Source organism: Pyruvatibacter sp. HU-CL02332, assembly GCF_040362765.1.
Classification (GTDB): Bacteria; Pseudomonadota; Alphaproteobacteria; order CGMCC-115125; family CGMCC-115125; genus Pyruvatibacter.
The window spans coordinates 500,271-521,932 of sequence record NZ_BAABWK010000002.1 but is presented as its reverse complement, the minus strand read 5'-3'; the positions used below and the strand labels follow the sequence as shown (position 1 = coordinate 521,932).

General features: G+C 55.5%; 18 protein-coding genes. 16 read left to right on the top strand and 2 right to left on the bottom strand.

Translation table 11 applies throughout. The annotated features are described in order from the left end of the window. Positions 1 to 8 precede the first annotated feature (8 nt). The 12 genes from nuoI (at position 9) to ABXH05_RS13160 (ending at position 12,901) form a co-directional block, all read left to right on the top strand. Positions 9 to 500, top strand: a complete 492-nt coding sequence (nuoI, locus tag ABXH05_RS13215) for an NADH-quinone oxidoreductase subunit NuoI (RefSeq protein ID WP_043948892.1) — start codon at positions 9 to 11, stop codon at positions 498 to 500. Between the two features lie 86 nt (positions 501 to 586). Continuing rightward, entirely contained in the window at positions 587 to 1,201 is a 615-nt protein-coding gene (locus ABXH05_RS13210; RefSeq protein WP_348140051.1) for an NADH-quinone oxidoreductase subunit J, read from the top strand. Between the two features lie 15 nt (positions 1,202 to 1,216). Continuing rightward, positions 1,217 to 1,525: an NADH-quinone oxidoreductase subunit NuoK gene (gene nuoK, locus ABXH05_RS13205; protein WP_043950699.1), complete on the top strand. Its 309-nt coding sequence runs from the start codon at positions 1,217 to 1,219 to the stop codon at positions 1,523 to 1,525. A gap of 13 nt (positions 1,526 to 1,538) precedes the next feature. Next, positions 1,539 to 3,464: an NADH-quinone oxidoreductase subunit L gene (gene nuoL, locus ABXH05_RS13200; protein WP_353561409.1), complete on the top strand. Its 1,926-nt coding sequence runs from the start codon at positions 1,539 to 1,541 to the stop codon at positions 3,462 to 3,464. 3 nt (positions 3,465 to 3,467) lie between these two features. Then, entirely contained in the window at positions 3,468 to 4,997 is a 1,530-nt protein-coding gene (locus tag ABXH05_RS13195) for an NADH-quinone oxidoreductase subunit M (protein WP_043948895.1), read from the top strand. A 14-nt stretch (positions 4,998 to 5,011) separates the two neighbouring features. Further along, entirely contained in the window at positions 5,012 to 6,454 is a 1,443-nt protein-coding gene (gene nuoN / locus ABXH05_RS13190) for an NADH-quinone oxidoreductase subunit NuoN (RefSeq protein ID WP_353561408.1), read from the top strand. After that, on the top strand, positions 6,451 to 7,242 hold the full coding sequence (locus ABXH05_RS13185) for a biotin--[acetyl-CoA-carboxylase] ligase (RefSeq protein WP_353562410.1): 792 nt from the start codon (positions 6,451 to 6,453) through the stop codon (positions 7,240 to 7,242). The genes nuoN and ABXH05_RS13185 overlap by 4 nt, the downstream gene beginning before the upstream one ends. An 8-nt stretch (positions 7,243 to 7,250) precedes the next feature. Next, complete coding sequence (locus ABXH05_RS13180; protein WP_353561407.1) at positions 7,251 to 8,015, top strand: type III pantothenate kinase; 765 nt, start codon at positions 7,251 to 7,253, stop codon at positions 8,013 to 8,015. Next, positions 8,015 to 9,700: a ribonuclease J gene (locus ABXH05_RS13175; RefSeq protein WP_353561406.1), complete on the top strand. Its 1,686-nt coding sequence runs from the start codon at positions 8,015 to 8,017 to the stop codon at positions 9,698 to 9,700. The genes ABXH05_RS13180 and ABXH05_RS13175 overlap by 1 nt, the downstream gene beginning before the upstream one ends. A 23-nt stretch (positions 9,701 to 9,723) precedes the next feature. Next, complete coding sequence (locus ABXH05_RS13170) at positions 9,724 to 10,002, top strand: DUF1467 family protein (RefSeq protein WP_353561405.1); 279 nt, start codon at positions 9,724 to 9,726, stop codon at positions 10,000 to 10,002. A gap of 538 nt (positions 10,003 to 10,540) precedes the next feature. Further along, positions 10,541 to 12,277 (top strand): hypothetical protein, encoded by a 1,737-nt coding sequence (locus ABXH05_RS13165; protein ID WP_353561404.1) that lies wholly within the window; start codon positions 10,541 to 10,543, stop codon positions 12,275 to 12,277. Positions 12,278 to 12,289: 12 nt separating this feature from the next. Beyond that, positions 12,290 to 12,901, top strand: a complete 612-nt coding sequence (locus ABXH05_RS13160) for a glutathione S-transferase family protein (protein WP_353561403.1) — start codon at positions 12,290 to 12,292, stop codon at positions 12,899 to 12,901. Here the strand turns inward: ABXH05_RS13160 and ABXH05_RS13155 are convergent. Continuing rightward, positions 12,898 to 13,878: an alpha/beta fold hydrolase gene (locus ABXH05_RS13155; protein WP_353561402.1), complete on the bottom strand. Its 981-nt coding sequence runs from the start codon at positions 13,876 to 13,878 to the stop codon at positions 12,898 to 12,900. The genes ABXH05_RS13160 and ABXH05_RS13155 overlap by 4 nt on opposite strands. After that, positions 13,875 to 14,312, bottom strand: a complete 438-nt coding sequence (locus ABXH05_RS13150; protein WP_353561401.1) for a hypothetical protein — start codon at positions 14,310 to 14,312, stop codon at positions 13,875 to 13,877. Before ABXH05_RS13150 ends, ABXH05_RS13155 begins: the two co-directional genes overlap by 4 nt. A gap of 163 nt (positions 14,313 to 14,475) precedes the next feature. Here ABXH05_RS13150 and proS point away from each other — a divergent pair, with 163 nt between their 5' ends. From proS to dnaE, 4 genes are all read left to right on the top strand, one after another. Next, positions 14,476 to 15,795 (top strand): proline--tRNA ligase, encoded by a 1,320-nt coding sequence (gene proS, locus ABXH05_RS13145; protein WP_353561400.1) that lies wholly within the window; start codon positions 14,476 to 14,478, stop codon positions 15,793 to 15,795. 7 nt (positions 15,796 to 15,802) lie between these two features. Further along, positions 15,803 to 17,128 carry a lipoprotein-releasing ABC transporter permease subunit gene (locus tag ABXH05_RS13140; protein WP_502947740.1) on the top strand — a complete coding sequence of 442 codons (1,326 nt, stop codon included), beginning with the start codon at positions 15,803 to 15,805 and terminating at the stop codon, positions 17,126 to 17,128. Beyond that, positions 17,121 to 17,825, top strand: coding sequence for an ABC transporter ATP-binding protein (locus ABXH05_RS13135; RefSeq protein WP_348140074.1), 705 nt, complete (start codon positions 17,121 to 17,123; stop codon positions 17,823 to 17,825). Before ABXH05_RS13140 ends, ABXH05_RS13135 begins: the two co-directional genes overlap by 8 nt. Before the next feature lie 353 nt (positions 17,826 to 18,178). Beyond that, positions 18,179 to 21,655, top strand: coding sequence for a DNA polymerase III subunit alpha (gene dnaE, locus ABXH05_RS13130; protein ID WP_353561399.1), 3,477 nt, complete (start codon positions 18,179 to 18,181; stop codon positions 21,653 to 21,655). Positions 21,656 to 21,662 lie beyond the last annotated feature (7 nt).

Here is a 21,662-nt window from a genome sequence, read left to right as displayed (position 1 = left end):
ACACGAAAATGGCATGGCTAGATCAGTCCGCCCGGTCACTCTTCCTGACCGAGTTTGTGTCGAGTTTCTTCCTGGCGCTGCGCTATATGGGCAAGCCGAAGCCGACACTGAACTACCCGTTCGAGAAGGGGCCTATCTCTCCACGTTTTCGGGGAGAACATGCGTTGCGTCGCTACCCGAACGGCGAAGAGCGATGTATTGCCTGCAAACTGTGTGAGGCCATTTGCCCGGCCCAGGCCATCACCATTGAAGCCGCACCGCGCGGGAATGACGGTACTCGTCGCACCACGCGCTACGACATTGACATGGTGAAGTGTATTTATTGCGGCTTCTGCCAGGAAGCCTGTCCGGTGGATGCAATCGTGGAAGGGCCAAACTTCGAGTTTGCGACCGAGACACGTGAAGAGCTGATGTATGACAAGGCCCGTTTGCTGAGTAACGGTGACCGCTGGGAACGTGAGATTTCGAAGAACATGGAATTGGATGCGCCGTACCGTTAACCGCGGTGTGCACGTCTAGAGATTTGACTGATATGCAGGCCGTTTGCTTGCACCATTTTTGAACCGGGCCGGGGGGCTCAAATAAGATGATCGTTGCAACGATTGCGTTCTACGTCTTCGCGTTTATCGCGGTGGCGTCTGCTGTGATGGTGATCGCAGCACGCAACCCTGTGCATTCGGTTCTGTTCCTGATCCTGACCTTCTTCAACGCTGCGGGCCTCTTTGTGCTCATGGGCGCTGAGTTTGTGGCGATGATTTTGGTCATCGTCTATGTGGGCGCGGTCGCGGTGCTGTTCCTGTTTGTGGTGATGATGCTGGATGTGGACTTTGCGGAATTGCGCGAAGGCTTCCTACAGTACATGCCGTTTGGCGCCCTCATCGGCTTCATTCTTCTGCTTGAATTGCTGCTGGTTGTTGGGGCTTGGACTATTGCGCCTGAGGCAGCGGCACTTGCTGCATCACCAACACCCATTTTGACCGATGTCACCAATACCGAAGCCATTGGGCGTGTGCTGTACACAGACTACGTCTACTACTTCCAGGCATCAGGCATGATCCTGCTGGTCGCAATGATCGGTGCCATCGTGCTGACCTTGCGCCACAAGGAAGGCGTCAAACGTCAATCTATTGCGCAGCAGGTTGCCCGCACACGTGAGCAGGCCGTCGAGCTCAAAGATGTAAAACCGGGCCAGGGCATTTAGGGGGACAAGGACATGATCGCTATCGGCCTTGGCCATTATCTTACTGTCGCAGCACTGCTGTTTACGCTCGGCATCTTCGGTATCTTTCTCAACCGGAAGAACATCATCATCATTTTGATGTCCGTCGAGTTGATGCTGCTTGCCGTAAACATCAACCTCGTCGCGTTTTCCACACAGCTTGGAGATCTCGTCGGGCAGATATTTGCGATGATCGTTTTGACCGTTGCCGCTGCTGAAGCAGCCATCGGCCTTGCCATCCTGGTTGTGTACTTCCGAAATCGCGGATCGATCGCGGTTGAGGACGTCAACCTCATGAAGGGTTAGAGGCGCGCTCCCCATGTATTCAGCCATTCTCTTTCTGCCCCTGATCGGTGCCCTTGTCGCCGGCCTTTTTGGCCGGGTGATCGGCCACCGTGGTGCTGAAATCGTGACCACGGCGCTGTTGCTCCTGACTGCGCTTCTGTCATGGATTGCTTTCTTTGACGTTGCCATCGGTGGTCACACTGACCAGGTGCACGTATTACGCTGGATTGATTCCGGCGCACTTGAAGTCGACTGGATGATCCGGGTCGATTTTCTCACTGCCGTCATGCTTGTTGTTGTGACGTCTGTCTCTTCGCTGGTGCATGTGTATTCGATTGGCTACATGAGCCATGACCCGCACCGGGCGCGGTTCTTTGCCTATCTGTCACTCTTTACCTTCGCCATGTTGATGCTGGTGACGGCCAACAATTTCGTACAGCTGTTCTTTGGCTGGGAAGGCGTGGGCCTCGCGTCATACCTGCTCATTGGATTCTGGTACAAAAAGCCGTCCGCCAATGCTGCCGCCATGAAGGCGTTTGTCGTCAACCGAGTGGGTGACTTTGGCCTGATCCTTGGACTGGCCGGCATCTTCATGGTCTTCGGATCGCTCGACTTCGACACAGTGTTTGAGTTGGTGCCGACAGTCGCCGGCCAGACTTTCCATTTCGCCGGTATGCAGCTGGACATCATGACGACCATCTGCCTGCTGTTGTTCATGGGCGCCATGGGTAAGTCAGCGCAATTCCTGTTGCACACCTGGCTGCCGGATGCGATGGAAGGGCCGACGCCAGTTTCTGCTCTCATTCATGCAGCTACCATGGTGACAGCAGGTGTTTTCCTGGTGGCACGTACATCTCCGATGTTCGAGTTTGCCCCGGATGCGCTTTGGGTTGTGACACTTGTTGGCGCGACCACTGCGTTCTTTGCGGCGACCGTTGGTCTTGTTCAAAATGACATCAAGCGTGTGATCGCATACTCAACCTGCTCACAGCTTGGCTACATGTTCGTTGCGCTTGGGCTAGGTGCCTACCAGATCGCCATCTTCCATCTGTTCACCCATGCGTTCTTCAAGGCACTTCTGTTCCTTGGGTCGGGTTCCGTCATTCACGCCATGTCTGACGAACAGGACATGCGAAAAATGGGTGGCCTCTACAAAATGATCCCGGGTACTTGGATCATGATGATTATCGGCACACTGGGGCTGACCGGGTTCCCGTATCTGGCTGGGTACTTCTCCAAGGACGCGATCATTGAAGCAGCCTACATGGCAAACACCGAATTGGCGGGGTACGCATTTGCCATGACGGTCATTGCTGCTCTCATGACCAGCTTCTACTCATGGCGCCTGATCTTCATGACATTCCATGGGGAAAGCCGAGCGTCGAATGATGTCATCAGCCATGTGCATGAAAGCCCGTGGGTGATGCTCATTCCATTGATCGTACTCTCAATCGGCACGGTGCTGGCTGGGTTCCCGTTCACTGAATTCTTTATTGGTCATCACCAGGACGAGTTCTGGAATGGGGTTGTCCTCAATCAGACTGACATTATGGAAACCTTCCACAACGCACCTGCATGGGTTGTGTGGTCGCCATTTGTGATGATGTCCCTAGGCTTCGCTACGGCATGGCTGTTCTACATAGCTCGTCCTGACATTCCAAAGAACCTCGCCCGAGAGCAGCAGCCGCTGTATCAGTTCCTGCTCAACAAGTGGTACTTCGACGAGCTCTACAATCTGATCTTTGTGCGACCTGCCATGTGGCTGGGCAACTTCCTGTGGAAGCGGGGCGATGGATTTGTCATCGACGGGTTTGGACCCAACGGCATCGCCGCCCGCGTGATGGACATCACGCGCAACGTCGTGAAGCTTCAGACCGGCTACGTCTATCACTACGCCTTCGCGATGCTGAACGGCGTCGCTGCGTTTATTACCTACTACTCGCTGATGGGGGCCAACTAAGCCATGTCTGACTGGCCAATCCTGTCTCTTGTCACTTTTCTGCCGTTGCTGGGCGCGCTGTTCATCATGTTCATCCCCAACGGGGAAGAGGATGTAGCTGCTCGCAATGCAAGGTTTGTGGCGCTGTGGACAACGCTCATCACGTTCGCCATTTCGCTTATCCTTTGGATCGATTTCGACTACACAACAGCTGATTTCCAGTTTGTTGAGAAGCACGCATGGCTGGGCGGTATTGCGTCCTATCACATGGGTGTTGATGGCATTTCGGTGCTGTTTATCGTCCTGACCACGCTGCTGATGCCTGCCTGTATCCTTGCAAGCTGGACCAGCATCAAGAAACGCGTGAAGGAATACATGATTGCGTTTCTTGTTTTGGAAACGCTGATGATCGGCGTGTTCAGTGCGCTGGATCTCGTACTTTTCTATCTGTTCTTTGAAGCAGCGCTCATTCCGATGTTCCTGATCATCGGTGTGTGGGGCGGTGCCAACCGCGTCTACGCGAGTTACAAATTCTTCCTCTACACTCTCCTTGGCTCAGTACTCATGTTGCTGGCCATGATGGCGATGTACTGGACAGCTGGAACCACGGACATTCCAACCCTGCTGAATCATGAGTTCGCAGCGGACATCCAGACATGGCTGTGGCTCGCATTCTTTGCCAGCTTTGCAGTTAAAATGCCCATGTGGCCGGTCCACACCTGGCTCCCCGACGCGCACGTTGAGGCGCCAACAGCTGGGTCCGTTATCCTTGCGGGTATTCTGCTCAAGATGGGTGGATATGGGTTCCTGCGTTTCTCGCTGCCCATGTTCCCGATCGCATCGGACCTGTTTGCGCCAATGGTGTTTGGTCTTTCGATTGTTGCGATCATCTACACATCGCTGGTGGCACTGGCGCAGACCGATATCAAGAAGCTCATAGCTTATTCATCGGTGGCCCATATGGGCTTTGTGACGATGGGTATCTTTGCCATCAACATGCAGGGCGTGCAGGGTGGCATCTTCCAGATGATCAGCCATGGGTTTATTTCCGGCGCATTGTTCCTGTGTGTCGGCGTTATTTACGACCGCATGCATACGCGCGACATCTCAGCCTATGGCGGGTTGGTTCACCGCATGCCCGTCTACGCAGCCATCTTCATGCTGTTCACGATGGCAAATGTTGCCTTGCCCGGCACGAGTGGCTTCGTCGGAGAATTCCTGACAATTGTCGGTGTCTTCGCGGTCAATAGTTGGGTAGCCATTCTTGCGACAACAGGTGTCATTCTGTCCGCCGCTTACGCGCTGTTCTTGTATTGGCGCGTGATTTTCGGCGAGCTCGAAAAAGACAGCCTGAAGAATATTCTTGATCTCAATCGCCGTGAGTTGATCACCCTGGTGCCACTGGTACTGCTGGTGATCTTCTTCGGCGTATATCCGTCTCCCATTCTCGATGTCACCGCTGTGTCCGTGGAAAATCTGCTGACGAATGCGAATGCTGCCATTGAGGCCCACAACGCAACCGGTGCGGCATCGTCCGTCGCCGGTCTGCAGTAGAGGGGAGGGGGCAAATGGAAGCCGCTTCTGTCATGCCTGATCTTGCACCGGCCCTGCCGGAAATCATTCTCGCCATTGGCGCCATGGCGTTGTTGATGTTTGGCGTGTTCCGCAAAGACGATGATGCCGGTCCCGTCGCCATGGGGGCGATCGCGCTGCTTATCATCACGGGCGCTGCGATTGTGATGGCGCCGAGCGAAACAGCCACCACCTTTGGCTTTAGCTTCATCGCAGATCCATTTGCGCGGTTTGTGAAGATCCTCATTCTCGTCGGCGCTGGCGCGACGCTGTTGATGGGCATCTCGTCCATGCGGGCCGACAATCTCAACCGTTTCGAGTACCCGGTGCTTCTGGTTCTGGCGACACTTGGCATGTTCATGATGGTCTCGGCCAACGGATTGATCGCTCTTTACATCGGCATCGAACTGCAGAGCCTGGCGCTCTACGTGGTGGCGGCGTTCAAGCGCGACAGCCTGAGGTCATCAGAGGCCGGGTTGAAGTACTTTGTCCTGGGCGCATTGTCTTCCGGCATGCTCCTGTATGGCGCTTCTTTGATTTATGGCTTCGCCGGAACAGTCTCCTACGTCGGTCTTGGCACTGCGCTATCAGACGGCGCATCAATGGGTGTAGTCGTTGGGCTGGTCTTCTTTATGGCCGGCATGGCATTCAAGATTTCCGCCGTTCCATTCCATATGTGGACACCGGACGTGTATGAAGGCGCACCGACACCTGCAACGGCATTCCTAGCGGCAGCACCCAAGGTTGCTGCTGTCGCAATGCTGGTTCGCGCGCTGATCGAAGCCTTCCCCGGTCTGATGGCAGAGTGGCAACAGATCATTTTCTTCATGGCGGTTGCGTCAACGCTTCTAGGTGCCTTCGCTGCAATCGGTCAGAACAATATCAAACGACTGATGGCCTATTCCTCGATTGGTCATGTGGGTTTCATTCTGATTGGCCTATCTGCAGGCACTCAGGAGGGCGTTACGGGTGTTCTGGTTTATCTGGCTGCCTATGTTGCGATGACAATCGGCACGTTTGCCTGCATTCTCACCATGCGTCGCCCTGAAGGTGCCGTAGAGAGCATTGACGATCTGGCTGGTTTGTCCCGTCACCAGCCTATCCTGGCGGCGGTACTGGCGATCTTGATGTTCTCGCTTGCAGGCATTCCGCCCTTCATCGGTTTCTTCGCAAAGTACTTCGTGTTCCTCGCGGCGATCGAGGCAGGTCTTTATGTCCTGGCGATCATTGGTGTCCTCGCAAGCGTCGTCGGGGCTTACTATTATCTGCGCGTCATCAAGGTCATGTACTTCGATGAACCGGCAGTCCCATTTGAGAAGCCGATACCAGGCGACATTCGTTTTGTGCTCACCATCGCCGCAGCTTTTGTGACGCTCTTCTTCATATACCCGTCGCCGCTACTCGATAGCGCGGCAGCGGCTGCAGGCTCGCTGTTCTGAGCACGCACACATCACGACCAGATGGATGGCCAACCGGTTTAGGCCTGCATCATCACGCTCAAATTGACTCAACGAACGAAGAAGCCCGCCGGCTTGCCAGCAGTGGCGCACGTGGTCCCGCGTGGATATGTGCGGATACACAGTCCGCTGGACGTGGACGCCGGGGTAGGGCCTGGATGTCGGAGCCCGGAAACCTTTTCTGCACCCACCTCTATGCCCCCGAATGCCCATTGCCACGGGCAGCTGAACTGTCATTCGTTACAGCCCTGTCAGTGCATGATGCGGTTGAAGGTTTGGGTATTCAGGGCCTCGCCCTCAAATGGCCAAATGACCTTCTGATCAATGATGCAAAAGTAAGCGGGATACTGATTGAATCAGCGCCCGGACCGAGCGGCCATCCAAGTGCAGACCCTCTCGTTGCGATAGGGGTTGGCATAAACATAACCGCAGCACCGGATGACACGCCCTATCCTGCAACTTGCCTGATAGGGCATGGCGTAGAGATCACGCCGCTGGACCTGCTTGCCAAGCTTGCAGCGGCGTTTCAGAACCGTGCAGCCCAGTGGAACAAGGGCGCCGGCTTTGACTCTATTCGCAATGATTGGCTCGCGCGTGCACGCGGCGTTGGCGGACCAATCACCATCCGCCTTCATGATGAAGTGATTGAAGGCGAGTTTGTATCTCTTGATACCGATGGTGCACTAGAGATACGAGCTGGTGATACACTACGCAAAATTTCGGCGGGCGATGTGTTCTTTCCCGACACCACATCCCGCAATTCAGCCTGAGGTAGATCATGCTGCTGACAATTGATACCGGCAATACCAACACGGTCTTTGGCATCCATGATGGCAAGGAATGGCGCGCTCAATGGCGGACATCCACAGCGACTGGTCGCACTGCCGACGAGTACATTGTGTGGCTGTCTGAGTTGATGCGCATGCAGCAATTGGAAATAAGCGATGTCACGGGCTGCATCATTTCAACCGTTGTACCGCAATCGCTTTTCAACCTGCGCAACCTGAGCCGTCGGTATCTGAATATCGAGCCGAAAGTCATCGGCGAAAACGTGGAGCTTGGGGTCGCGGTTGATATGGATAATCCCCGCGAGGTCGGGGCTGATCGGTTGGTCAACGCTGTGGGTGCGTTCGTATCCCACGGTGGCCCACTTCTGATAGTAGACAGCGGCACAGCGACCACATTTGATGTTGTTGATGAGAAGGGCGCCTTTCAAGGTGGCATCATTTCACCCGGCATCAACCTATCAATGCAGGCATTGCATGATGCGGCCGCCAAACTGCCCCGAGTTGCTATTGAGCGTCCAGAGCAGACCATTGGGCGCAATACGGTTGAGGCCATGCAGTCCGGTGTGTTCTGGGGCTACATCTGTTTGATCGAAGGACTGATTGATCGCGTGAAGGCTGAATTTGGAAAGCCGATGAAGGTTGTGGCCACTGGGGGGGTCGCCTCTCTCTTTGATGGGGCTACCGACAAGATCGATGTGTTTGACCCGGACGTCACGAGCGTTGGCCTGCTTGAGATTTATGGCCGCAACTCCTGATGGCAAAATCCAAAAGGACCGCCGGTATCAATGACGAACTCGTGTTTCTGCCTCTAGGCGGGACCGGCGAGATCGGCATGAACTTCAATCTGTATGGGTACGGGCCTGCAAAAGACCGTAAGTGGCTGGCCATCGATCTGGGGATTACGTTTCCTGATGCTACGGAGCCAGGTATAGACGTCATCACACCAGACCCGATGTTCATAGAAGGCGAACGGGAGAACCTGCTGGGTCTGGTTCTCACTCATGCCCATGAAGACCATATCGGTGCAGTCCCGCATCTTTGGGAACGGCTGAAGTGCCCCCTGTACGCAACGCCATTTACCGCCGCCATGCTGCGCGGAAAGTTGGCCGAGCATGGACTGCTCAATGAGGTGCCGCTTCACGAGATTCCCCTCGGAGGTGACCTGACACTCGGTCCCTTTGAGATGCAGTTTGTGACACTGACCCATTCCATTCCAGAGCCCAACGCAATCGCCATCCGAACGCCGCTCGGCAACGTCATGCACACAGGTGACTGGAAGATCGACGACAACCCGCTGATTGGTGATACCACTGATATTGCGACGCTCAAGGCATTTGGCGATGAGGGTGTTCGCGCAATCGTGTGTGACAGTACGAATGTCCTGTCTCCGGGGCGTTCTGGCTCTGAAGCTGACGTACGCAAGAACCTGACCGCTCTGATCGGAACGCTGAGTGGCCGTGTGGCTGTGACGACTTTCGCATCAAACCTTGCGCGTCTTGCAACTATCATGGAGGCCGCTGCTGCAAATGATCGCAGCACGGTTCTGGTTGGCCGAAGCATGCACAAAATCACTGCTGCAGCTCGGGAAACAGGATACCTGAAGGGAATACCGCTCCCGGTTGCTGAAGATGACGCCGGTTACCTGCCTCCTGACAACGTTCTGTACCTATGCACCGGCAGCCAGGGCGAGGCGCGCGCTGCTCTATCGCGCATTGCCGATGATAGTCATCGTCATATCTCTTTGAGTGAAGGCGACACGGTGATTTTCTCTTCGAAAATCATTCCCGGCAATGAGTTGCCAATTTTCGAATTGCACAACCGCTTGTCAGAGCGAGGCATAGATGTGCTGACAGAAAAAGATCATGACGTGCATGTCTCCGGACATCCCTGCCGTGATGAACTGACCATGATGTATCAGTGGATACGGCCTGAACTTTCCATACCTGTGCATGGGGAGCCTCGTCATTTGCTGGCGCACGCGGAGCTCGCAGAAGAACTTCAGGTGCCCGAGCAACTGGTTCTTCGTAATGGTCTCATGGCCCGCATAGCGCCAGGCCCCGCAGAGGTCATTGATGATGTGCCGGCAGGTCGGCTGCATCTTGATGGCCGCGTACTGGTGCGCGCTGGAGAGGCGCCCCTACGCGAGCGTCGTCAGATGTCGTTCGCTGGCAATGTCGTTATATCACTTGTGGTGGATGATGATGGTCAGTTGCTTGCAGATGCTGATGTTGCCGCAACCGGTATTCCAGACCTTGAAGATGATCTGAGTATCGAAGACACATGTGCGGAGGCGGCTGAAGACGCGGTCAATCGCATGCGAAAGTCTGCCAGGCGAGATGACGATGCTGTGGCTGAAGCGGCCCGGCGTGCGGTACGCGGGCGCCTCCGTTTTTTGTGGGACAAGAAGCCCCCGGTGCGCGTTCTAGTAACGCGGGTCTAGGCAGACAACAGGAGGACGAGCAAATGTCTTTGGCAGGCGGTATCGCCATTTTTGGGCTGATCTGGTTTTTGGTGCTTTTTGCAGTGCTTCCATTCGGCGTGCGCACAAGTGCCGAAGCAGGTGACACGCTTGTCGAAGGTGCCGCAGAGAGTGCGCCAGCCAAGCCGCAGCTCTTGCGCAAAGTTCTCATAACGACCGGAATCTCGTTAGCCATCTGGTCGGTTGCATTTGCCGTACTGGAGTACAGGCTGATTGCCTTGGACGATGTGCCGTTCCTGCCCCGCTTCGAGGAACCGAAGTAGCTGGAAGTTGACGCAGGGGCCAGCTGAATTCCGTCGACGGGGTGCAAACAACAGAAGCAGGAAGAAAAAAAGCAAGGCCCGTAAGGACCTTGCTTTCTAGTTTGCTTCCTTCCCCTATCGCTGCGAGCAAGCGGTTAGATCGCCGCGCGAAAATGGCCTTGGGTTTGCCCTTAGTGACCTTGGTAGGGGGAAGCTCTCCTCCCTAAACTTGGGCCATCTTGGAGCGAAAAACGCCCGTGACAGCCCCCTTTTTATTGTGACAGCACTATTACAAGAGGCGCGACACCCTGTCACGTGCTTTTTGCAACTCAGTGATGAATTTTGTCGCACTGTGCCGCGAAATCACGCAGTTGACCGTTAAGGCTGAGGTCTCACTTGACTTGCCGACGCAGCGTAAACAGGCTGTTGTGCAGCAACGCCTGTTGTTCTTGCATGCTGCTGCACGAATGGCGTTTCCGGGTATTGGAAGCGGGGGAACAGGCTTGATGCAGCGCGGGTCCAAAAACGGATCTAACGGGTGTTTGTTGGGGGCAACCGTATGCCAGATTTTCATGCGCTGAACACAGCGCCGTTCTCCACGCTCAAGGCACTGGCGCGCTCTGCCTTAGTAGCTGCGGGTGCTGTTGCCTTGACGGCATCATTTATGGGTGCCGCTCAGGCAGCACGTTCCTCTCAATGGGTCATTACAAAAGACCACTGGAGTGAATCAGATGAGCGCGGCTTCAGTGAGTTCATAACCGCGCTGGGGGAAGCTGACTGCTTCACCATGAATGATTGTCTGAAGAGCCCAGCCAATCCCTATCGTGCGACTGATCCCTATGTGAAGTGGTGGGCAGACTGCGCGGACATGCCCTACATGTTGCGCGCCTATTATGCGTGGAAGAACGGGCTTCCCTTTTCGCACCAGACAGCAATGCGGTCGGGCGATGGACCGGGAAGCGACATCCGCTATTCGTTGGATGGCAATCAGGTTGTGGCACGTCGCAATGCCAAGACCGGCATAAATGCGGTGAACTTTATTCGCTACATCGGCGCGGTCTCCACAGGGATGTACCGGCACCACGCGGCAGCAGAAGCCGCTCCATACTTTACCGACCACTATTCACCGGACATTAATCGGGACACCATTCGTCCAGGTACGGTGGTGTATGACGTCAACGGCCACGTCACCATGGTTTACAAGGTAACAGAAGATGGTCGTGTGCTCACCCTTGCAGCGCACCCTGACCAGTCCCTTTCTCGTAGCTACTTCGGTCGCAACTTTTTGCGCACCCAGGCGAAACTCGGCACAGGCTTCAAGAACTGGCGACCAATCCGGCTGGAAGGCTACAAGCGTGCAGCCAATGGCGTGCTTTACGGCGGCCGTGTAACGGGTGCGGCCAACATCGAGTTGGCAGATTTTTCGCTTGAGCAATATGCCGGAACCGAAGTGCTCAATTTTACCAAGTGGTATGAACCGTCCTTTGTGGTCAAAGGCCAGAACCTGAACTACTACGAGTGGGTGCGTGCCTCGCTTTCGGTCGGTGACCTTAAGTATCGTCCGGTCCGTGAATTGCGAGCGATGATGACGTCGCTATGTCAGGACATCTCAGCCCGTAAACATGCTGTCGACATCGCGATCAAGACAGGCGTCCATAGATACAACCAGCCGCGCCAGTTGCCGGATAACATATACGGCACGGAAGGGACCTGGGAGAGCTACTCAACTCCTTCCAGAGATGCCCGCCTCAAAACGTCCTTCAAAGAGACTTATGACTTGGTTCAACAGCTTCTGGATATGCACGCATCCGGTGATCCAAAACTGAGCTATGAGGGAACCGATCTGGCTGCTGACCTGATGGCTGCGTTCTATGAAGAAAGCCATGCGTGTGAAGTGACATACCGCAAGAGCAACGCGCAGCAGGTTCGCCTCAACCTAGAGGACGTCATGAATCGTCTGTGGGATATGTCCTTCGACCCCTATCACTGTGTGGAACGCCGCTGGGGCGCGACAGACCCGCAGGAGCTTGCCTCATGCAAAGATGGTGCTGTGAAAACAGCATGGTATGAGGCGGAGCAACATCTGCGCTTCCAGATTGATCGGACCTATGACGTGGATATGGGCCATGATCTCGCAAGCCTGCAAGCGCCGGGCAAAGGGCTCTACTCAGGCCGTGGCGTGGAGGCGCCTCCTGAAGTGAATATTCCGGCACTGCTGGCCAGCAACCTCAAAACCAAGGTTGAAGCTTACAATGTGACGCCGTCTCAGATGCCCGCCAGTCAGCCCTCTCTGTAGAAAAGTACATCCATGAAAATCTATGATTACGGCATGGCGCCGAACCCGAGGCGTGTGCGCATTTTTCTGCACGAAAAAGGCATCGAGGCTGAGTACGAGCAAATCGACATCCGCAAGCGGGAAGGTCGAACAGAGGCATTCCTAGAAAAAAATCCCCTCGGCGGGATTCCGGTGCTTGAGCTGGATGATGGAACTCACATTTCGGAGTCGGTAGCTATCTGCCGATATTTTGAAGCCCTCCATCCTCATCCCAACCTGTTTGGTGCGACACCAAGTGAGATTGCTGAAATGGACATGTGGCTACGGCGTATCGAGATGTATCTGATGTCTCCTGCCGGGCTTGTCTGGATTCATGGCAACGAGTTGACCGCCCATTTGCTCGAGCAGAACCCTGGCACCGCTGAGTTCGGTCGTGCACGGACGTATTATTTCTATGACATCTTGAACAAGGCGTTGGAGGGCAAAGAATTTCTTGCCTCCGATCGTTATTCCATCGTCGAAAGCGTGGCGCTCCCCACCCTCGATTTCATCACTACTCTTGTGGGAGTTCCCTACAAAGCGGAACACACCAACATCAAGACATGGCATGAAATGATGTCAGCTCGCGAGAGTGCAAAGGCCTAGTTTGTCCTCGCAGCTTGATCTGCAACATGGCGGATCGCCGCGACGACGCGAGGGGCATATCTTTTGTCCATCGCAATCTGGGAATGGTTGGCACCTTCAACAACATCAATTCTGTTGTTCGACGAGAGCGCGGCAAGCTCACTTTGCATTTCAAGCCAACTGGGGACCATGAATTCGGGCCAGTCGCTTGCAACCAGGACATACATCGGCATCTCACCAAACGTCGTGACCTGCCGCGCTCGAGATGCGCTGCGCTCCCAGCCTTCAGCTTCTGCCGCTGAGCCACGCATGTGCTCCACGGTATTGAGTCTACTCATGCTGGCCGCCAGGGCTTCGCCCTCCAGCCCATCAACCGCGGGCGCCATGAGCGAGAAGGCGCGTGGAATGCCCGTGTAGTTGAGTTTCTCCACCAAACCGAAACTGGAGAGAAGGTCGGCAAAGGCAACCTGCGCCTCTTCCGGAAAACGCTGACCCATGTCCTGATGGGCGGAGTCAACAAGCACAATGCCGCCGGTCAGTTGCGGATACGTGTCAGCAAAAATTCGTGCAACGACGCCACCATATGAATGTCCGACCAGAATATAAGGGCCGCGAAAACCGTTGTTGGCGGCAAGGTCCCGAAGGCGGGATACCGCGACCAAGGCATCACGTGGTTTGCCGCTGTCAGAACTCCAGCCAGTGCCATCGCGATCATATGTGCAAACGTGATGCGTCGCTGCCAGACCGTCCATAACGGGTTGCCAGGCAGACGAAAGGCTGCCCATCCCAGTCAGCAATACGATTGTCGGCCCGGCATTGGCTTCACCATAACAATGAAGATGAAGGTCCACTCCATCCACAGTCACCAACTCGCCAGCCATGGGGTAGGCCGAGCGATCCAAGGCGGCCGCCGCCAACTGATAGATACCGCCAAGCACCAAAAGTGTGAGCGGTAGGCCGACAATCAGGCCGGCTACATATAGGGCAACGCGCTTCATCGGGCGGGGTATCCTTCCGGGAGGCCAACAAGTGTGGATTCACGATCGCCGCCCACCCACAACGCCACATCACGAACATCCATCACCAGAGAAATGGCAATCGTTGCTGCCGCAATGGCGGCATAGACCCTGTACGGCTTCCAGTACTCGGAGTGAATATCCTTGTAGTACAGGATCATTGGATAGACCCATGCGACATGACCCAATCCGAAAAGACGGGTGACCTGATTTCCTTCCGCCATGAAGACGACTGTCGCGATCAGGAAATTCACGAGCTGCGCCAGGATCATCATCCGGGCCGCGCGGTAATAGATGAATACAAAGGGAAGTGCGATCAGAACGATCTGCATCCATGTGAGCCATGGAGCGACGTGCTCCGGTATGTAGTCGCCCATTTCGGCCATGAGCGTAAGCGCGGTGAGAATCTGTTCCATGAGGCCAATTTGGCCATTCTGGCCGAACACCCCAATTACCTCTTATTTCAGGCTCGCAATTCCCTCTCTCGCTTTTGTGTTCAATCGCTTATAGTCCCGCCACAATTCAGACATGGCAGGACGCCATATCGAGTCCTGCCCAAAAACAGCGAATTAAGCCCCCATGCGCCTCAGTCGTTTCTTCCTGCCTATCCTTCGTGAAACCCCGAAGGAAGCCGAAATTGTATCCCACCGCCTAATGTTGCGGGCGGGGCTGGTCCGCCAAATGAGCGCCGGGATGTATGCCTGGCTGCCGCTTGGCCACATGGTGCTGCGCAAGATCGAGCAGATCGTCCGTGAGGAGCAGGCGCGGGCAGGGGCGGTGGAACTGCTGATGCCAACGCTTCAGTCAGCCGATCTGTGGCGAGAGTCCGGCAGATATGAGGGCTATGGCAAGGAGATGCTTCGCATTCAGGATCGCCATGAGCGCGATATGCTCTACGGTCCGACGAATGAGGAAATGATTACGGATATCGTGCGGCGCGATATCAAATCCTACAAGGATCTGCCCTTCACGCTCTATCATATCCAGTGGAAGTTCCGCGACGAGATCCGTCCCCGCTTTGGTGTGATGCGCGGTCGCGAGTTCTTGATGAAAGATGCCTACTCGTTCGACCTGACAGAAGAGGCCGCACGTATTTCGTATCAGAAGCAGTTTGTGGCGTATCTGCGTACCTTCGGACGCATGGGCCTCAAGGCTGTGCCCATGCGTGCGGATACAGGTCCCATCGGCGGTGACCTGTCGCACGAGTTCATCATTCTGGCGGATACGGGCGAAAGTGAAGTCTTCTGCCATCGCGACCTGGTGGACATGGACATTCCCGGCGAAGACACAGATTTCGACAGCGATCTGTCTGATATCGTCGCCGGCCGAACAAACTTGTATGCCGCAACCGACGAAATGCATGAGCCAGAACGTTTTGAAGCCGAAGTGCCGGAAGACAAGCGTTTGACCGCACGAGGCATCGAGGTCGGACACATTTTCTATTTCGGCACCAAATACTCTGAGCCCATGAAGGCAGCAGTGCAGGGACCTGAAGGTTCGGAAGTCCTGCTGCATGGAGGATCCTACGGTGTCGGTGTGTCCCGCTTGATGGGGGCAATCATCGAAGCCAGCCATGACGATGACGGCATCATCTGGCCGGAAGCCGTGGCGCCGTTCCATGTAGGGCTGATCAACCTGAAAACCGGCGACGATACAACCGATGCCGCCTGTGAGGATGTTTACGCGAAACTCACCAATGCCGGGTTGGATGTGCTGTATGACGACCGTGATGAACGCGCCGGTGGCAAGTTTGCAACCATGGATTTGATCGGGCTGCCCTGGCAGTTGGTTATCGGACCTCGTGGCCTGAAGAATGGTACCGTCGAACTCAAGCGCCGCGCCACCGGTGAAAAAGAAGAACTGACGATCGACGCGGCTCTTAACAAATTGATCGGGTAATTTGTCTATGACCGAGATGGCTGAACAGACCGACTGGACCAAAGCAGACAGGGCGTCCGGCCGGTCGACAATGCCGTTCTCGGCATTTGAGTGGTTCCTTGCAGGACGGTACTTGCGTGCTCGCCGCAAGGAAGGCTTCATCTCCGTTATCGCGCTGATCTCTTTCATTGGCATCATGCTGGGTGTTGCCACCCTCATCATCGTCATGGCGGTCATGAATGGTTTCCGTACGGAACTTATCGGGCGCATTCTTGGTCTGAACGGCCACATGATGGTGCAATCGGCAACCGGCACTTTCATCAACTATGAGGACGCAGCGGCTCGCATCCGCGAAGTGGATGGCGTGGTGCGTGTGACACCGCTTGTTGAGGGGCAGGTCATGGCCTCAGCCCGCCAGACTGCATCCGGTGCCTTGGTGCGTGGAATGTCGACGGAGAATTTGGCGAACTTCGATATAATCGCCAAAGGCATTGAGGGGGGCTCACTGGACACCTACCGCAATCTGGAAGCAGATGGCCAAAGCCCGTTGCTGCTGGGTGCGCGCCTTGCTCAGGCGCTTGGCGTAGGTGTCGGTGACAAGATCACGCTGCTATCCCCACGAGGGGCGTCCACACCCTTTGGAACAACGCCGCGCGTAAAAGCCTACATCGTGGCTGCGACATTCCAGATTGGAATGTCTGAGTATGACTCAAGCTTCATTTTTATGCCGTTGGGCGAAGCGCAAAGCTTCTTCCGACAGAACGGTTCCGTGTCTGGTATCGAGGTCATGATCGAGAAACCGGATCAGGTGAAGGACTATACGCCGTCAATCAAGGCTGCTGCCGGGGATATTGCCAATGTCTATGACTGGCAGCAAATGAACGGCACGTTCTTCAATGCCCTCCAGATTGAACGCAATGTGATGTTCATCATTCTGACGCTGATCCTCCTGGTCGCAGCGCTCAACATCATTTCGGGTTTGTTCATGCTGGTGAAAGACAAGGGGCCAGACATTGCCATCCTGCGCAGCATGGGCGCCACGCGTGGCGCCATGATGAGGGTCTTTCTGATTGTCGGCGCTGCCATCGGCGTTTTGGGAACAATTGCGGGCTTCATCATCGGCGTGCTGTTTTGCGAAAACATTGAGGCCATTCGTCAGGCGTTGATTTTCCTGACGGGTGCCCAGTTGTTTGATCCCGCCATCTACTTCCTCAATGAGCTGCCGGCCGAAATGGAAATGAGCGAGGTCATTTCAGTTGTGGTGATGTCGCTTGTTCTGTCCTTGCTTGCGACGATCTATCCAAGCTGGCGCGCGGCTCGCCTCGATCCGGTGGAGGCACTGCGATATGAGTAATGCCGCACTGGAATTGCAGGGTGTCGAACGGACATTCATGCAGGGTGAGGATGAGCTGCGGATTTTCCGCGGTGCCAATCTATCCGTTCAGCCTGGCGAACTGGTTGCCTTGGTTGGTCCGTCCGGCGCGGGCAAATCGTCGTTGCTTCACATTGCGGGGCTGATGGAACAGCCTGATGCAGGCGAGGTCGAAATTGGCGGCGTTCCATGCATGGGGCTCTCGGATTCAGAGAAGACGCGCGTGCGCCGAACTGAGGTCGGGTTCGTCTATCAGGCACATCATCTGCTTCCCGAATTCTCCGCGACCGAGAATGTCGTACTGCCGCAACTCATTGCTGGCGTGAAACGCAAGGAAGCCATTGCTGTGGCGGAGCGTCTGCTGGGCAGGCTTGGCCTCGAAGAACGTCTGGAGCATCGGCCTGCGCAACTGTCAGGCGGCGAGCAGCAACGGGTGGCAATTGCCCGCGCGCTGGCCAATCGGCCCCGGCTTTTATTGGCGGATGAACCAACGGGCAATCTTGATCCAAAGACATCCCGCGGTGTCTTCAATGAGTTCGTCCAATTGACCCGTGGTGAAGGTGTTGCCGCACTCGTTGCCACACATAACCTCGATCTGGCCCGTGAAATGGACCGGGTGGTCCTTCTACATGAAGGCCTGTTGGTTGATGGCGCTGACATTGCAGGCAACCAACTCTGATCAGTTTCTCTGGTGGCCTTGAGAAAAACCGCTGAATTTCAGTCAGAAATTGCTGAAGTCGACACTGCATGGGATCTTTGATAAAAAGAACAAAATAGGTACTTGACCAAAAGAACAAAAAGAGAACATGATGCCTCCACATTGAACGTTACAGCTGGAGGCTGGATATGTCTGAATGGGTCAAAGATACCGCTGCTCTCTTCGTTCTTGGTGCTGTCATGTGGAGTGGCTTTGCACTGACTGCCGCTGCGCAGGCCGCCGGATAATCCACAAGCAGCTGCGTCAGGCGTCTTTTCTGGGGATAACTGAAACCCCTGTAACCGGGCCGGATCACTTGGCGGTACACTTAGGCCATGAGTGACGAATCGAGCGCAGACGCGACGCCGGATGAGATCCGGCAGTTCAAAGATCCTGTCTTTGTCCACCTGAGGCTTCATACGGCTTATTCCCTTCTGGAAGGTGCCGTGCGAGTGCCGGATTTGGCCGGTCGGTGTCAGGCAATGGACATGCCAGCGGTGGCCGTCACCGATACCGGCAATCTGTTTGGTGCTCTTGAATTTTCAGAAAAACTCTCCGGCGCAGGCGTCCAGCCCATCATTGGGTGCACCCTCGCATTGGACCTCGAGGTTGAACCTGTAAGAGGCGGCGGTGTCCGTCCGCCAGACCCAACAATCGCGCTCCTTGCGAAGGACGAAGTCGGCTATCTCAATTTGATGGCCCTCACCTCTGAGGCCTATCTGGGGACCGACGGTACCGAGCAGCCGCACATTTCACTCGATGAATTGGCCAGCCATGCCGAAGGGCTCATTTGCCTCACCGGTGGACCAAATGGCCCGATAAACCGCCTCATCGTTTCCGGGCAATCAGACGCGGGTGCAGAGCTTGCGCGGACACTGGCAAGATCATTCCCCAATCGGCTTTATGTCGAACTCCAAAGACACGGTATGGCTGAGGAGGCTACGGCCGAGCCGGTACTTCTGGACATTGCGTATGACCAGAATTTGCCTTTGGTGGCGACCAATGAAGTCTTCTTCTTTGAAGCTGATGATTACGAAGCCCACGATGCGCTTTTGTGTGTGGCGGACGGTGCCTATGTGATGCAGGAAGACCGCCGCCGCATGACACCGGATCACCGGTTCAAATCAGGCGCCGAAATGGCAGCGCTTTTTGCTGATCTGCCTGAAGCAATCGCTTCAACTGTTGAGATCGCCCAGCGGTGTGCGTACCGCCCGCGCATCATTGACCCAATCCTTCCGCGGTTTGAAGGGCTGGATGGCGTTGAAGGTGAATCTGCTGAGCTCAAACGTCAGGCTGAAGAGGGATTGCGAGCCCGCCTTGAAGCACTTGGGACCTACGCACCGGAGGAAGACTATTGGAAGCGGCTGGAGTTTGAACTCAGCGTTATCCAGAACATGGGCTTCCCTGGTTACTTCCTGATCGTTGCCGACTTTATCAAGTGGGCAAAGCAGCACGACATACCCGTAGGCCCGGGACGTGGTTCAGGTGCCGGGTCAGTGGTTGCCTGGGCGCTCACCATCACAGACCTTGATCCGTTGCGATTTGGTCTGCTGTTCGAACGGTTCTTGAACCCCGAACGCGTATCCATGCCGGACTTTGATATTGATTTCTGTCAGGACCGTCGCGATGAAGTGATCTCCTATGTGCAGGAGAAATACGGGCGTGATCGGGTCGCCCAGATCATCACATTCGGTAAGTTGCAGGCCCGTGCTGTGTTGCGTGACGTCGGGCGCGTCTTGCAGATGCCCTATGGCCAGGTTGACCGTCTATGTAAGCTTGTGCCGAACAATCCTGCAAATCCTGTAACGCTCGGCGAAGCCATTAAGGGCGAACCAAAGCTGCAGGAAGCACGTCGGTCTGAAGAAATTGTCGACCGGTTGATCAGCATGTCTTTGAAGCTGGAAGGTCTGTACCGCCACGCGTCCACCCATGCAGCGGGCGTGGTGATCGGCGACCGACCACTGCAGGAGCTGGTGCCCCTCTATCGTGATCCGCGTTCTGACATGCCGGTCACCCAATTCAACATGAAGTGGGTGGAGCCGGCGGGGCTCGTCAAATTCGACTTCCTTGGACTGAAAACCCTCACGGTCATTGAGCGTGCGCTGAAGCTGCTGAAAAACCGCGGCGTTGACGTCAACATCGAGGCGCTGCCGCTCGATGATGTCGGGACCTACGAGATGCTCTCGCGCGGTGAGACTGTGGGCGTGTTCCAGCTCGAAAGTTCCGGTATGCGCGACATCCTGCGCAAGATGAAGCCGGACAGGTTTGAGGACATCATCGCTCTGGTGGCGCTCTATCGTCCCGGCCCGATGGACAACATTCCCAAATATCTCGCCGTGAAGAAGGGCGACGAAGAACCCGACTATCTGCATCCAAGTCTTGAGCCGATCCTGACCGAAACTTATGGGATCATGATCTACCAGGAACAGGTGATGCAGATTGCCCAGGTCCTGTCCGGCTATTCACTCGGGGACGCTGATTTGTTGCGCCGTGCCATGGGCAAGAAGATCCAGGCAGAGATGGACAAGCAAAAGGTCCGCTTTGTCGAGGGCGCGGAAGCGAACAAGGTTGACGGCAAGCAGGCCGCTGGCATTTTCGAGCAGGTCAATAAATTCGCCGGCTATGGCTTCAACAAGAGTCACGCAGCTGCCTATGCTCTCGTCGCGTATCAAACTGCCTGGCTCAAGGCCAACTACCCAGTGGAGTTCCTTGCGGCCTCAATGAATCTTGATATGGGCAATACGGACAAACTGAATACGTTCCGACGCGAAGCGCAGCGCTTGGAAATCGAGGTTTACCCGCCCAACATAAACCAGTCCGGTGCAGAATTTACGGTGATTGACGGTGCGATTTCCTATGCGCTTGCGGCAGTTCGCAATGTAGGCAAGCAGGCCATGCATCACTTGGAGGAGGAACGACAATCGAACGGCCCCTTCAAGTCTGTCGCAGACTTTGCCTCTCGCGTATCTCCAAAATTTGTGAACAAACGCGCTATTGAGAATCTCGCATGCGCGGGTGCATTCGACGTGGTGGACAAAAACCGCGCACGACTTCATGGCGCCGCCGATAAGGCCATGGCTGAGATGAGCCGTGCTGATGCAGAGCGCGAAAGTTCACAATCAAGTCTGTTTGGCGATGGGCCGGGTGTGGCCCCTGATCTGCGACTGGGAGACCAGCGCGACTGGATGCCGATGGAAAGGCTGCGTCACGAAATGGAAGCCGTCGGCTTCTATCTGTCCGGGCACCCGCTGGATGATTATCGTGATGCCTTGCGGCGCGCCCGCGTCAAACCCTATGCAGAATTTGTGCAGGCTATTGCATCCGGTGGACCACGTGTCGGCAAGCTGGCCGGTACGGTGGCCTACAAGCAGGAGCGTCGATCCAAGAGCGGCAACAGCTTCGCCTTTATGGGGTTGTCAGATGGCACAGGTGAATTTGAGGCAGTGATATTTTCGGATGCGCTGGCTGTTTCACGCGACTTTCTTGAACCAAACATGTCTGTGGTCGTCGGCGTTGAGGCCGAGGTGGACGGGGATGACGTTCGGCTCAAGATTGCGACTGTTCAGCCAGTGGACAAGGTTGCGTCGGAGACATCAAACGGCTTGCGCCTGTTCGTGGATGACCCAAAAGCCCTCACCAGCATTCAGGCCTGCCTACCGCCAAAGGGCAGGGGACAATTGAGCCTTATTGTCGATGCCGAAGGTGGCAAGAAGGAAGTGGAAATCACGCTGCCTGGACGCTTTGAGGTAACCCCTCAAGCGCGCGGTGCACTCAAGGCAATTGACGGCGTCGCGCACGTTGAAGATCTGTAGCGGGATA